General features: G+C 52.6%; 13 protein-coding genes. 11 read left to right on the top strand and 2 right to left on the bottom strand.

The window, feature by feature from the left end; translation table 11 throughout:
- The first annotated feature begins 57 nt into the window (after positions 1-57).
- Both SJY08_RS22585 and SJY08_RS22580 read left to right on the top strand, forming a co-directional pair.
- A complete protein-coding gene (locus tag SJY08_RS22585; RefSeq protein WP_377278996.1) occupies positions 58-1,932 on the top strand; it encodes a polysaccharide biosynthesis protein in 1,875 nt (624 codons plus the stop codon).
- Entirely contained in the window at positions 1,923-2,876 is a 954-nt protein-coding gene (locus tag SJY08_RS22580) for an NAD-dependent epimerase/dehydratase family protein (protein WP_377278889.1), read from the top strand. Before SJY08_RS22585 ends, SJY08_RS22580 begins: the two co-directional genes overlap by 10 nt.
- A gap of 31 nt (positions 2,877-2,907) precedes the next feature.
- On the opposite strand, the gene SJY08_RS22575 is transcribed toward SJY08_RS22580, so the two are convergent.
- Together SJY08_RS22575 and SJY08_RS22570 are read right to left on the bottom strand one after the other, a co-directional pair.
- Positions 2,908-4,097 (bottom strand): IS3 family transposase gene (locus SJY08_RS22575; protein WP_377278887.1). Its coding sequence is split into 2 segments (ribosomal slippage): positions 2,908-3,851 and positions 3,851-4,097, totalling 1,191 coding nucleotides; the frame shifts between segments, so codons are not numbered across the junction.
- A 186-nt stretch (positions 4,098-4,283) separates the two neighbouring features.
- Positions 4,284-5,936: a glycosyltransferase 61 family protein gene (locus tag SJY08_RS22570; RefSeq protein ID WP_377278884.1), complete on the bottom strand. Its 1,653-nt coding sequence runs from the start codon at positions 5,934-5,936 to the stop codon at positions 4,284-4,286.
- A gap of 276 nt (positions 5,937-6,212) precedes the next feature.
- On the opposite strand from SJY08_RS22570, the gene SJY08_RS22565 reads away from it, so the two are divergent.
- The 9 genes from SJY08_RS22565 to SJY08_RS22525 all read left to right on the top strand — a co-directional run bounded on the left by SJY08_RS22565 (position 6,213) and on the right by SJY08_RS22525 (position 14,399).
- Positions 6,213-7,334, top strand: coding sequence for a DegT/DnrJ/EryC1/StrS family aminotransferase (locus tag SJY08_RS22565; RefSeq protein WP_377278882.1), 1,122 nt, complete (start codon positions 6,213-6,215; stop codon positions 7,332-7,334).
- Between the two features lie 11 nt (positions 7,335-7,345).
- Complete coding sequence (locus SJY08_RS22560) at positions 7,346-8,059, top strand: WbqC family protein (RefSeq protein WP_377278880.1); 714 nt, start codon at positions 7,346-7,348, stop codon at positions 8,057-8,059.
- Positions 8,052-9,020: a glycosylase gene (locus SJY08_RS22555; protein ID WP_377278877.1), complete on the top strand. Its 969-nt coding sequence runs from the start codon at positions 8,052-8,054 to the stop codon at positions 9,018-9,020. The genes SJY08_RS22560 and SJY08_RS22555 overlap by 8 nt, the downstream gene beginning before the upstream one ends.
- Positions 9,017-9,988, top strand: a complete 972-nt coding sequence (locus SJY08_RS22550; RefSeq protein ID WP_377278875.1) for a hypothetical protein — start codon at positions 9,017-9,019, stop codon at positions 9,986-9,988. The genes SJY08_RS22555 and SJY08_RS22550 overlap by 4 nt, the downstream gene beginning before the upstream one ends.
- Positions 9,985-10,431 (top strand): GNAT family N-acetyltransferase, encoded by a 447-nt coding sequence (locus tag SJY08_RS22545; RefSeq protein ID WP_377278873.1) that lies wholly within the window; start codon positions 9,985-9,987, stop codon positions 10,429-10,431. Before SJY08_RS22550 ends, SJY08_RS22545 begins: the two co-directional genes overlap by 4 nt.
- 76 nt (positions 10,432-10,507) lie before the next feature.
- Complete coding sequence (locus SJY08_RS22540; RefSeq protein ID WP_377278870.1) at positions 10,508-11,257, top strand: class I SAM-dependent methyltransferase; 750 nt, start codon at positions 10,508-10,510, stop codon at positions 11,255-11,257.
- Positions 11,250-12,185: a glycosyltransferase family 2 protein gene (locus tag SJY08_RS22535; RefSeq protein WP_377278868.1), complete on the top strand. Its 936-nt coding sequence runs from the start codon at positions 11,250-11,252 to the stop codon at positions 12,183-12,185. Before SJY08_RS22540 ends, SJY08_RS22535 begins: the two co-directional genes overlap by 8 nt.
- A gap of 121 nt (positions 12,186-12,306) precedes the next feature.
- Entirely contained in the window at positions 12,307-12,705 is a 399-nt protein-coding gene (locus SJY08_RS22530; RefSeq protein WP_377278866.1) for a GtrA family protein, read from the top strand.
- A complete protein-coding gene (locus SJY08_RS22525; RefSeq protein WP_377278864.1) occupies positions 12,702-14,399 on the top strand; it encodes a hypothetical protein in 1,698 nt (565 codons plus the stop codon). Before SJY08_RS22530 ends, SJY08_RS22525 begins: the two co-directional genes overlap by 4 nt.
- Positions 14,400-14,486 lie beyond the last annotated feature (87 nt).

Here is a 14,486-nt window from a genome sequence, read left to right as displayed (position 1 = left end):
GTGAGAACAATTCGCGAGACGATTATCCGCACCCCGCGCCGCTGGAAACGGGCGCTGATGATCCTGATGGATTGCATTTCTCTGCTGGTCGCTCTTTGGGCCGCATATGCGCTTCGTTTGTCTGACTGGTTACCCGCCATCACATCGGAGCGCCTGACTCTTGCAGTATTCGCGCCACTCGTTGCGATCCCAGTCTTCATTCGCATGGGCCTCTATAGATCTGTCATTCGCTATCTCCCGGAGGCCGCCGTCTGGACCATAATCCAGGCCATGATGATCGCGACGGTCAGTTGGATCATCATCATCTTTTTGATGGAAATGGCAGGCCAGGGCATTGTTCCCCGATCTGTCCCTTTCCTCTACTTCCTGATCGGCACACTGCTTGTCGGCTCTTCCCGTTTTGTCGCCAAATGGATCCTGAACATGGGGACAGGCATGCGACGCAACGAGGAGCCGATCTTTATCTATGGAGCCGGCCCAACCGCAGCGCAGCTGGCACGTGCGTTACGGGGTCATGGAAACCGATATGTCATGGGCCTCATTGACGACGATCCTGCGAATCATGGACGCGATGTAGCGGGCTACAGGGTCTTTCCACCCCAACAGCTGCCAAGCCTTGTTGAACGGTACGGAATTCGCGAGATCGTTCTCAGTATGTCGTCGATCCCTGCCGAAAGCCGGCAAGCAGTCATCGGGCGAGTTGCTGGACTTGGGGTTAAGGTACGTAGTGTTCCCGACATCTCTGATATCGTCGACGGCCGATACATCGTCAATCAGATTAGAGAGATCGAGATCGATGAGCTTCTCGGACGATCATTCGTGCCGCCGGACAAAGCGCTTCTGGCTCAGGCGTTGACCGGCAAGACAGTGCTGGTGACGGGCGCCGGCGGCTCCATCGGCTCCCAGCTCTGTCGCCTCATCGCATCCTGGAAGCCATCGAAGCTGATCCTCCTGGAGTCGAGTGAATTCGCGCTGTACCGCATTGAGCAAGAGCTGCTGAGCGGAACTAAAACACCGATAACTCCAGTCTTGGGCTCCGTGACCGATGCCCAACTTGTGCGTAGAACACTGCGAGATAACGGTGTTGAAGTCGTTTACCACGCAGCCGCTCATAAACATGTGCCACTGGTTGAGGCCAACGTCTTGGAAGGCATCCGCAACAACGTCTTCGGCACCTTGACCATCGCGAAAGCCGCGGCAGAACAGAATGTAGCAAGTTTCGTGCTGATATCTTCAGACAAGGCTGTGCGCCCGACCAATGTTATGGGAGCGACAAAACGGTGGGCCGAGCTGATCGTTCGTCAGATTGCGGTCGACGCAAAAAAAGATGGATATGAACAAACCTTCTGCGCCGTTCGCTTTGGCAATGTAATCGGGTCCAACGGTTCGGTTGTGCCGCTATTCAAGGAACAGATCGCAAAAGGCGGCCCTGTCACAGTCACGGATCCGGAAATGACACGGTACTTCATGTCTATTCCTGAAGCAGCCGAACTGATCGTTCAGGCCGGCGCTCTGTCAGAGGGTGGCGACGTTTTTCTCCTCGACATGGGCGAGCCAGTCCGCATACGCGAACTCGCAGAAAACATGATCCGACTCGCGGGTTTCTCTGTCAAAGACGACAAGGCAACCGATGGAGGAATTGCGATTGAGTATGTCGGCATAAGGCCAGGAGAGAAACTCTTCGAAGAGTTGTTTTACGACAGCCAAAACGCACAACCCACGCATCATCCCAAAATTCAGAGGGCCAATTCCTCATCTATCGTCAGCTACGAGATATTCTCAGCGTTGAACAAGCTGCAGTTAGCTCTAGAGACTGGTGACGAACAATTAATTAGAAAAATCCTATTCGACGTAGTCTTTAGTAAAGATAAGATTCTCAACAATCAAATGAGCGCAGCCCCCGCAGATTCTGAGAAGCCAGCATGGGATTAACACTGATTACCGGGGCATCAGGTTTTGTTGGTTCGCATTTGGCAGCGGACATGAGAAACCGTGGCATGCCTATCAGGGCTATAAGCCGGAGCGAAAGCCAAGGATCAACCAAGATCCAATCCTATGCGCCAGAGACCGATTGGCGCCCTTTCTTGCATGAAGTGGATACCGTCGTACATCTAGCAGCTCGTGTTCATGTCATGCGAGATACTGAAGCCGATCCGCTCAATGTATTTCGCATCGCAAATGTCGACGCGACACTCAACCTAGCGCGGCAAGCGGCATTCGCTGGTGTCAGTCGCTTCATCTTCATGAGTACTGTAAAAGTAAACGGTGAGGAAACCCAGCCTGGAGAACCATTTACGAATTTGGATCCGCGTAATCCGCAAGATCCTTACGCGATATCTAAAGCAGAGGCAGAGGTGGGTTTGCTGGACGTTGGACGGCAAACTAAAATGGACGTTGCCATTATAAGACCGCCTCTTGTTTTCGGTCCAAGGGTGGGGGGTAATTTTGCCACTTTGATGAAGTGGACTGAACGCGGTTGCCCCTCGCTATTCTCACATGTTAAAAACAAACGCTCGATGATCTATGTGGGCAACCTCACCGACTTTGTGATTGCCGTCATCAGCTATGCCGACCCCGTCAAACGGCATTTTTTAATCAGCGATCAGCCCGCACTATCAACCGACGAGTTATTTGCCCAACTTAGGACTGCAACGGGTCGTGCTCCGAGAGCCATTCCTGTTCCGCGAGTGTTACTGGACCTAGCTGATACTCTTACTGGCAACAATAAAACACTACGACGGCTATTGAGTAGCCTTGAGATTGACGATCAAGAGACTCGTAAAACATTCTCGTGGAAACAGCCGTTTGAATTTACAGCAGCCATCACGGAGACGGTGTCGACCGCCAATCGTACATATTCTCTATCACAAGGGTAACCGCGCAGGCCATTGACCTTGCCCCCAAGTTTTATCCAGTTTTGAGTTCGCTCCGGCGGTTTTGGGTTGCGGCATTGTGGGCAGTAGCGGCGGGTTGCGGTGCGGAGCCATTCCGGCTGCGCAGCACCGCATCACGTCGCGGGTTGATGGTCTGAGCAAACTCGGCCGGTGTGAGCCAGCCGAGGCCGGAATGTGGTCGATGATCGTTGTAGTCGCTGCGCCAGTTTGAAAGCGATGACCGAGCATGGGGCAGTGACGAGAAGAGCGTCTCGTTCAGGAGCTCATCCCGCAGTCGGCCATTGAAGCTTTCGATGAAGGCGTTCTGGATCGGCTTGCCCGGCGCGATGTAGTGCCATTCCACCTTGACCTGGTCCGTCCATTGCAGGATCGCGTTGCTGGTGAACTCGCTCCCGTTGTCACTGACGATCATCTTAGGCTTGCCACGCTTCTCGATGATCTGATCCAGCTCACGAGCAACCCGAAGGCCCGAGAGCGATGTATCGGCGACGAGGCTCAGGCATTCTCTCGTGCAATCATCGACGATCGTTAAGACCCGGAACCTGCGGCCATCGGTGAGTTGATCCGACACGAAGTCCAGCGACCAGCGGTCATTGGCCGCCATCGGCACCCGCATTGGCGCGCGTGTGCCGATGGCTCGTTTCCGACCGCCGCGCTTGCGCACCGTCAGCTTCTCCTCCCGATACAGCCGGAAGAGCTTTTTGTGGTTCACACGGTGCCCTTCGCGCTTGAGCAGCACGTGGATGCGTCGATAACCGAAGCGACGGCGCTCATGCGCCAATGCTTTCGTCCGCTCGCGAAGACGATCATCGTCGCCGCGCCTGGTTTCGTAACGGATCGTCATTCGGCAAAAGCCGCTGGCTTTACACGCCCGCCGTTCGCTCATCTGATGGGAGTGCATCAAATACGCGACAGCGTTCCGCTGGGCTGCGGGCGTTACCACTTCTTTCCCAAGAGGTCCTTCAAAGCCGCATTGTCGAGCATTGCATCGGCCAGAAGCCGCTTCAACTTCGCGTTCTCATCCTCAAGAGTCTTCAGCCGTTTAGCCTCAGACACGTCCATGCCGCCGAATTTGGCCTTCCATTTGTAGATGCTGGCATCGCTGACGCCATGCTTCCGGCAAAGCTCAGAGACCGGCGTGCCTGCCTCGTGCTCCTTCAGTATGCCGATAATCTGTTCGTCCGTGAAACGGTTGCGCTTCATTCTCTGGTCCTCTCAATAGGCCAGAGCTTACTTCAAAATGGATTAGTTCAGCGGGGCGAGGTCACTCTGCATCGGAATACTTAATCTTCTCACTATGCGCTCTGAGCATTCTTCTCGCTGAAGTGCCCGAGCTCACTTCCCTTTAGAGTTCAGACCAGGAAGTTCGATCGTTTCAGGACCCGCCGTTTATGGAGCTGTGTTAAGGAGTAGTGTCCGCACAAGATCAATGTCGATGCCATAGCTAGCGTGTTTGCTGACCGGATCGCCCGTTGTGGCCATGATCATGCATGGGTTCAGACCAATTTCTCGAAGGGGACCGACCCAGCCCCCCCAATTGTGCGGGTACTTCTGAGAAAAGATTAGCAACTTGGTGTCGTAGTTGGCAAACATCAGCATATTGAGAGCCGACCCAGCCGGAGCGACGATGGTAGAGGCCTGTTGAATTGTCCTGACCTGTTCAGCAAAAGGCATGGTCTCAAGACGTACGGGCCGAAGGCCCAGCGCGGGGGCCTGCGCCAATAGATCATCTTCGTTGAGAGGGCGCCCCCACGAGCTACTTTCGCGGCTGAGATAGATAGCCTCTCCCTCGGCGGCTGGTTGGTTACCCAATGAAGCAAAGACCCGATCGCGCATATAGCGCATGGCTGGTCCGGACCACGATGCCTGTTCTTCAAGTGGCACGGAATGGCCTGAGAGTAGGTCAAATGGGAAGAAGCCGATGGTTGGGGCTACAATTAAACGTGCAACTTGAACGACATCGTCTTGCGCGATGCGGACCAAAGGATTGTCACAAAGTAAAGCAAGAAACTCATAGTGGGCGCGAGGCATGTCGTCGTTGACAAGTATCGCGATATCGGAACTGTTGTCCAGTCGCGCGATGTGACGCATGCGCGGAAGAAATTCGGCAGCCCAATGGCCAAAGTGTTTCGAAGCTGGTCCAACGAGACTGATGGCGCGGTCAAGACGTCGGGTAGGTTTGGCTAGGGAAAAAATAGCCGCATCACCACTTCTAGCAATGATCGTTGCATCTGCGCGCAAATCCACAGAAGCGCCGAAACGCGGATCGGCATAGGTGTCTGACAGGATCTCATCCCCTGGCCCAAATACGGCGCTGGATTTAGCGCAGACAAGCACATCACGCAGTTCTGCCACATATGCCGGATAACCTGCAACGGTAGCTCTGACACCGGTCGTTGTGGCAACAGGTGCGCCTTCAAATTCAGCAAACCGAATCGTGTCTGCCGTGTCCTGCCAGAGCATTTCACCTAGGCCGTTGGCAACCCCTGTCGCCATTGTGATGATTGGCCCTGCGGCCAAGCAGACGGTGTTCGTGGACTGAGATCCAATGTAGCGACGTGTCGCATCGAGACCTTCGACAATTAAAGTGGCGGCAGGCAATACTGTCGTCTTACTGTCGGGCACCTCCGCGCTGCGGGTTTTGAGCGCCGAGACAAATCCTGAGCGCAGCGAGGGGTTGCTGCTAACAGCTAGGCTGGTTAAACCCGCCTGCACGATATCGCTAAAAGGACCCGATGCGCAGTCTCCATGCCACTGCTGAATGTAATCAGTCGCACGCGCTATAGCCTGATCGGCATCTCCAGCAACACTTAAAGCCTGAACCAGATAGGACATAGCGAAGGTATCGCCTGGCGCAAGTTGCAGCGCGCGCGAGAAATGATGGGCAGCCTCCGCTGGGCGGGATAGGTGGAAGAGGCAATAACCCGAAATGAAACTCGCCGCGTGATCATGTGAGACGTCAGCAACAGAAGCCTTGCATGCTGCTAGTGCGTCCTCATATAGGCCGCTGAATGCAAGGGAGGAAAAACTGTCATTGGCCATACACTAGCCCTTTAAAGCTCAATCGTGACCCGCAGACAGACATCAATTTAGGTCAGTGTTCAAGTCAATTCTCTTGCCGGTCAGGAGATGGCCGTCCGGTTCGCCATGCAGGGCAAAATGTTGATCTCTGAATTGTGTTGTCACAACTGTCCGGCGAAGTGGGGGCAATTCACACATACGCGTTCACGACCCACACATTGATTCAGCATTGCGGAACCTATAGCGAACGAGTAAGTAGAGCTAGGCACGACTACCGGGACAAGATTGCACACAGACATGACAGATGACATTTATGTAACGCGTCCGCACCTGCCTCCGCTCGAAGAGTTCAAAGATCTGCTGGGCAAAATTTGGGACCGAGGGGTATTAACCAACTGCGGCCCCTACCATGAAGAGCTCGAAGCAAGCCTGTGTAGCTACCTGAACGTGCCGCATATCTCGCTCTTCAACAATGGCACCGTCGCCTTGATAGTCGCTTTGCGAGCGCTGGGGATCAAAGGGGAAGTGATCACGACGCCCTACTCTTTTGTGGCTACGACTCATGCAATTTTATGGATGGGTTGCACACCGGTCTTTGTCGATGTGGATCCCGTCAGTTTAAACCTCGACCCAGCTCGAATTGAAGCGGCCATCACGGAGAATACCGCTGCAATTTTGCCTGTCCATTGTTATGGCCACCCCGCGGACGTGGACGCGATTGACGCTATAGGCCTAAAACATCGTATACCGGTAATATATGACGCCGCCCATGCATTTGGCGTGGAATGTCATTGTGGTTCTGTCTTGACCCACGGGGATTTATCGGTTTTGAGCTTCCACGCGACCAAGGTGTTCAATACATTCGAGGGCGGAGCAATTGTCTGTAGGACGCCGGAACAGAAGCGTTATATCGACCAGCTTAAGAATTTCGGCCATGATGGGGAAACATCTGTTATAGAAACCGGCATCAATGGCAAGATGAGCGAGATCAACGCGGCTTTTGGTCTGCTGCAGCTTAAATATGTCGACGAGGCGATCGGCAGGCGCGCTGCGATTGACAAACGCTATCGGGCTGAACTTGCCGGACTGCCGGGCGTCCAATGTTTGACTGATACTGGCCAAAGCCGCCAGAACCACTCCTATTTTCCGATCCGTATTGGGGACGCCTTCCCCATGAACCGCGATGACCTGTTTCATTACATGAAGGAGCGCGGCGTGCATCCGAGGCGGTATTTCTATCCGCTGATATCGAATTTCTCTATGTACCGAAGCTTGCCATCGTCGGATCCTGCCGGTCTTCCAAACGCAGTGGCGGCAGCCGAAGAAATACTATGTTTGCCGATTTATCCAGACTTAGATGACGCTTCGGTGACCCGCATAGTGGCGATGCTGCACGAGGCAGCAACAAAGGGTACATAGGTCGAAACCCGATGCGCGTCGCTATCATGCAGCCTTACTTCCTGCCTTATATCGGCTATTTTCAGTTGATACAGCAGGCTGATGTATTTGTAATATATGATGATGTGCAGTTTACCAAAAAGGGTTGGATCCATCGCAACCGTTTTCTACGCAACGGCGAGCCGGTGCTGTTCACCCTGCCTTTAAAAAAAGGGTCAGATTACTCTGATGTGCGTGACCGTGAACTGTCTGACGACTACAACGGAATAAAGATGGTAGCACAGATCTCAAACGCCTATAGGAGAGCTCCACAATTTGAAACGATGATGCCTGTTATCGAAGACATTTTCGTTACAGCTGAGACCAACCTGTTTGAATTCATTCATCAGAGCTTAGTCCGGCTTACTGCCTTGCTCGAGATTGACACACCGATCATTGTCTCTTCGTCTTTAGGGGACACCAAATCGTTGAAGGGGCAAGATCGAGTTCTGGCGATCTGCCAAGCGTTGGGAGCCACGCACTATATCAATCCGATCGGCGGCGTTGAACTTTACCAGGCCGATGCTTTTCGCGACAAGGGAATCGATCTGCAATTTATACGTCGAACCGACATAAGCTACGGCCAATTTGGCAACCCGTTTGTGCCAGACTTGTCGATTCTGGATGTGATGATGTTCAACTCGCTTTCGGAGGTCCGAGAGCTTATTTTAAGTCATCTCACCATGGTTAGCCCGAAAAATGACTGATATGTTTGTATGGAAGAAACTGGGTAAGGTCTTCGATCCTAGGGATTTTCCCGGGCGGCCTTGGATGGAGAATTTTGCCCAGGCGCCAGCGACATTGATCCGCGATGATCATGTCCGTGTCTATTTTTCCACCAGACCGATGGGAGATGCACTGGGCCAGTTCAAAAGCTATACATCGTGGCTTGATTTAGATCGCGCGGATTTAACGAAAGTTATACGTGTAGCTGACAACCCTGTGTTGAGCCTTGGCGAGACAGGTACGTTTGACGAATTCGGCACCTACCCATTTTCAGTACTTGAAACCGAGCAGGGAATTTTGGGCTTTTATGGAGGGTGGACACGCTGCGAAAGTGTACCTTTTGATGTAGCTATCGGAGCGGCACTCAGCATTGATGGGGGGGCAACTTTTGAAAAATTGGGCCCAGGACCTATCATTGGACGATCGCCGGACGAACCCTTTGTGATGAGCGGTCCGAAGATTCGTAGGTTTAACGATAAATACTACTTGTTCTACATTGCAGGCACCAAATGGGTAATCGACGGCGGACGACCTGAACCCATCTACCGTATTCGGATGGCGTATTCTGATGATGGCGTAAATTGGTACAAACATCATCTTCATTTAATCGACACAGTGGTGGAAGTGGACGAGGCCCAAGCCAGCCCTGATGTTCATTATCACAATGGGCGCTATCACATGTTTTTCTGCTATCGCTTTTCTACTGGGTATCGCAGCCATGCTCGAGGATACCGCATCGGCTATGCCCACAGCGATGATCTGATCACGTGGTATCGTGACGATGCGCGCGCGGGTTTACTACCTTCAGCGGCGGGCTGGGATAGTGAAATGGTATCTTACCCACATGTCTTTAGCGTCGATGGGCACACCTATATTGCCTATCTTGGCAACGGGGTGGGACGAGAAGGGTTTGGCATAGCAAGGCTTGAGGCCCGCCCATGATTTGCTTCACGATTGAGAAACTGGGGAAGATATTTGACCCAAGTGTCCACATACTAAACGATGGACCCGGCTTCTTCGCGCAATCACCTCAGGCGCTTGCCTTGCCTAACGGAAACGTTCGGATCTACTTCTCAACGCGGTCAACGGATGGAGATACGGGTAAGTTTATTAGTTATGTTTGTTATGCCGATTTCAAAGATGACCTTACCACGCTAGTGAATGTCGCGCGACATGACGTTTTGGGTCGCGGTCAACTTGGAGCATTTGACGAACATGGAATCTTTCCGTTGAATCCAGTTCGTATCGGCGATGAGGTGTGGGGTTACACCACAGGATGGACGCGCCGCGTATCTGTCTCAGTCGACACCGCTATCGGCTTGGTCAAAAGCCTCGACGGCGGACGCACGTTTCAACGAGTGGGCACCGGTCCTGTACTTAGCGCCGGGAGATATGAGCCCTTTCTCGTGGGCGATGGCTTTGTGCGGCAAATCGGGCGGCGCTTTCATATGTGGTATATTTTCGGTCAAAGGTGGGTGCGCGAGGATGAGACGGCTGAGCCAGACCGGGTTTATAAGATTGCACAAGCCACGTCTCACGACGGGCAAAACTGGTACCGCGAAAGTGGCCAGGCAATATTGCCGGACATACTGGGGCCAAACGAATGCCAAGCTCTGCCCAGTGTTGCTTACCACAGCGGCTTCTATCACATGGTATTTTGCTATCGTTATGCGCATGGTTTCCGCACTGAGCCGACCAAAGGGTACCGCTTGGGTTATGCAGTTTCTGCCGACGCAAAGTCCTGGCGGCGCGATGATAGCGTGCTTGGACTAGCGGGCTCAAAAGACGACTGGGACGCAGACATGCAATGCTATCCGCATATATTTGTGCACCAAGATCAGCTGTGCCTTCTCTACAATGGGAATGCCTTCGGTAAAGAGGGGTTTGGTTTGGCCCGGCTGAAGCGATGACGTCCGTCCACGGTCTCACGCGCAACATAGCCAACGTTTCACAAGTAACTGCGTTACTCACGGCTTGCGATTTGGACTTCAGCCCTCCGCTGTCGGCACGACTGGAGATTCCGACCTATGCCGAACGTATTTGCACCCAGGCGGAGCGGTTCGAGCACTGGGATCAAAGCACTCTCGTTGGCCTGCTCGCGATTTATTGCGTCACCCCGGCAGGGGCTCCAGCGTTCATCACGAATCTAAGCGTGTGTTCGGATCAGAGGGGACGGGGCTTGGCGGACGCTCTTTTGCGCGCAGCCCTTATGCATGCTCGTAGCTGTGGTTTTGCTGCTGTAGCGCTCGAAGTAGATGTTAATGCACACGCAGCGCGCCGACTTTACGCGAAACATGAGTTTTTGCTGCAGAGCGCAAAGGGCGGGACGCTTTTGCTGCAGGTCACCCTCTGATTGTGCGTGAGGGAGGCGTTTACCCCTCACCGTTTTTGCTTTAATCCGCGCAAGTGCCACACAAACGGAATCGAAGATGAGCCAAACACGAGACTACGACGCCGAGTTTAAAGACAATACCGAGCGTAAATATGCTTATGATTTCGATTTCGATGTCATGCATAGCTATATGATCAAAGCGTTCCGAAGCTTTTTTCGCTCCGGAAATTGTTTAGAATTGGGCAGCTTTAAAGGAGACTTCACGAGACGCTTAGTAGATTACTTCCCTGATATTACCTGTGTTGAGGCGTCGGCCGAGGCAATAGAAATAGCGAAAGAGAATTTGCCCCAGACTATCGCGTTTCACCAGTCACTGTTCGAAGAAGTCACTCTGCAAAAACGGTATGACAACATTATACTGACCCACGTGCTGGAACATCTCGATGATCCGATAGGGGTGCTCAAGCGCATCAACACCGATTGGTTAGCCCCGGGTGGACGGCTTTTTGTAGCGTGCCCTAACGCCAATGCACCCTCGCGTCAGATCGCTGTGGCAATGGGGCTCATCAGCCACAACGCCGCAGTGACTCCGGCAGAGGCAGAGCACGGTCACCGCATAACCTACAGTCTCGATACATTGGAGCGTGATGCCAGACAAGCCGGTCTCAACATAGTCCATCGCTCAGGCATCTTCTTTAAAGCTATGGCCAATTTCCAATGGGATAGGCTGCTGACCACGGACATTATATCACCGGAATACCTCGATGGCTGCTATGAACTTGGTCAGCGCTATCCAGATTTGTGTTCGAGTATTTACCTAGTTTGCGAGGCTGGATCAGATGGCTGAAAACCGACTGAAGAAAGTCTCCGTAGTAGTGGCGGTCTATCAAAACGAAGGCTCGCTAACCAAGACCCATCAAGAGATTGCAGAACTATTTGCTAACAGTATGCCAGAGATCGCGCTGGAATGGGTCTTTGTCAACGACGGCTCCACGGATGGATCGCTCGACGAATTGCGACAAATTCGCGCCAACGATGATCGAGTGCGAGTGATAACTTTTACACGAAATTTCGGTCAGATGGCCGCTATGCTCGCAGGCTTTAAAGCGGCGACGGGCGAAGCGGTTATCAACATTTCTGCCGATCTTCAAGATCCGGTGGAGCTGATGGAGGAGATGATAGAGAGTTGGCTGAGAGGATCGGAAATCGTGGTCTGCTATCGCACCAGCCGAAACGATCCCCCCACTGCCCGCCTGTTTTCCAGCGTGGCCTACCGGCTGATGCGTATGGCTGTGCCACAGATCCCTAAAGGTGGGTTTGACTACGTGTTAATGGACCGTGTGGTGATGGATGAGTTCAACACGATGGATGTGCGCCACCGGTTCTTTCAAGGCGATCTTCTTTGGAGTGGGCGCCGCACCAGTTTCATACCCTACGAGCGTCGGAAGCGCGTCGTAGGGCGATCGCAGTATAATCTCGCGAAGAAGCTGAAAAACTTCATCGACGCAATGCTTGACGCATCATTCTTGCCAATCCGCTTCATCTCATTATGTGGCGTCGCCACCTTTCTGGTGGGGGCCTTGTATTCTATTTCGATTGTTGTCGCATGGAGCATCGGTGATGCACCGTTTGATGGCTGGGCGCCACTGATGATCGCCGTTTTGATGATCGGCGGCGCCATCATGCTAATGCTTGGGATCATCGGAGAGTATGTCTGGCGCATCAATGAAGAAGTGCGTAAGAGACCCAACTATGTTATCCGTGACGAATTATAACCTTGATTGATCTTCAGAACATAACACAACATTTACATCAGAAGTCGAAGAATAGACCTCTACAAAGGCCATTTCGTCGAATCGATCCGAAGAATTTTTCTAGAACCAGCTGGCGCAGGACATGCTATTAGGATCGCAGGCAGTAAAATTTATAGCAGTAGGCGCGATTAATTTCTGGCTCACGATGGCCGTATTTCTGCTATCTTTGCACTGTTTAGATTTACACTATCTATCTGCGCTATTGCTCTCTTGGTTTCTCGGAATGCTCTTTAGCTACATATGGAATTTCATCTGGGTTTTTAGACCGTCTGGACAACTTCAATTCGGACGGCGGTTCGTAAAATATCTCTTGGCAGGAAGTGCGTCCATTTCTTTAAACTTGGCTGCACTACATGTCTTGGTTGAATTTTTGGCACTGGATCCCTTCTGGACGCAGTTAGCTTTGATACCCTTCATAGTGATTTTCAATTTTTTGACGGCTAAATTTTGGTCATTACGTCGCAGTAATTTAGTGTCATGACTTCCTCAACACAGCATAATTCGCACAGAATACTTAACGCAACCACCATTGTGGCTGCAGTTATATTGTTGGCCGTTGTGATATGGGTGTCAGATCGTGCGATCGACATCACGGACGAGGCCTATTACATATTGTCAGGCGCCCATCCCAATACGATAACCGCTTACATTTCTGCTCAGCATTGGGCGCTAGCGCCGCTATGGAACCTATCAGGGACCTTACAACATTTCCGCCTGGTGGGCACGGCCACTTTGATAGCCAGCATCACGCTCTTGGCTTACGGCAGCTATCGCGTAGCGACACAGCAAGCTTTGCTGTGTAAAACACCCTTGCTGATTGTTGCTTTGGCGGCCGCAGGGAGTATCGGAGCGCTGCTCTACGTCGCTACAATCTTACCCAGTCCGTCTTACAATTTGTTGGCCTCGGCTGGTGGTTACGCTGCACTGGGGTTGGCCTTCATTAGTGCGACGTCGCAAAGCCGAAGGTTGGATGTTATCTGCGGAACTTTGTGTGGTGTTGCGCTAGCAATCACCTTCATAAACAAACCCTCCGCCAGCGTGTGCTGTGCCCTTCTCGCATGTATTGCCATCGTGACGTTAGGCGATCGGCGCCGCATATGGGTTCCAATTACCGCGGGCGTCGTCGGCGGCTCTTCGTTCTTGGGTGCCATGGTGGCTTTCAATTGGCAAAACGGGGCGATGATCGAACATTTACAAACCGGGTTTACCCTGTTCCGCCAAGTACAGACAGAGCCAATTGCCGTCCGTCTTTGGAGATACTGTGGGACGATGGTGCAGTCCGCAATTCTCTCTTTGGCTTGGTTTGCCCCAGCGCTGGCCCTCAGCCTCCGCATGCTGTGGGCACCGCGACGGTGGATGCCAACCGCTATTGTGGCCCTCGCGCTGAGCGCTATTGTATATGGCGAGCATTACTTAGGTGGCCGCACACAATATCAACAGCAAATCCAAGCCTTATTTGCCTTGTTGATTATGACACTTCTAGTGACGTTTCACGTGTGGAGCTCGAGACGCCAAGCGGCCAGCTTGGTGCTCTTGCTTGTTTGCCTACCTTATGCCGTCGCTATGGGCACAGGCAATTCAATGTTTACACAGGTTATCGTAACAGCAGGTAGTTGGCCACTCCTTGTGCTCCTTTTGGCCAACGGAAGGACCAACATACCGTCCGCTAGAACAACTGCCCAGGGTCTAGCGCTAGTCATGATGACGCTAATTGTAGTGCAAGTCTTAAGCAGCTTTGGCCGTGATCCGTATCATCTAGCCCAACCCATTTTTGCGCAGAGCGAACTGACCGAGGTGCCCGTTCTCGGAGCGGTACGCGTAGATCTCGAAACTCGGCAAATGCTTACGGCGCTGGAGGTAGCGCGCGACAATTGTAAAATCGCACCTGGGGCGTCCTTCTTTGGGCTCTACAACGTGCCGGGACTCGCATTGCTAATCAATGCCGTACCTCCGATTTCTCCTTGGATTACCAATCCCCAGCAGCTGGCAACGTTGTTCACAGGGTGGAAGCCAAGTGGACGTACGGTCCTAGCGCTGTCAGCCGAAGCACAAATATCGCGGGGCGGCCTGCCAGATATATTACAGCCGATCGAAGAGAAATACGCCTTTTGTGGCACCTTGATCGTTCCGTTTAGCAACGAAACTATTGAGATTTGGGCCTCCAAACTGGAATAACCGAAAAGGACTACGGGTTAGTTTTCAATCTCCCTCTCGGCATCTCTCAAATTGACCTGAGACCCGATTTCTATTCAGCTTTCAGGA

This window comes from Rhizobium sp. R86522, assembly GCF_042466255.1.
Lineage (GTDB): Bacteria > Pseudomonadota > Alphaproteobacteria > Rhizobiales > Rhizobiaceae > Allorhizobium.
This window is presented reverse-complemented; position numbering and strand designations above follow the sequence as displayed.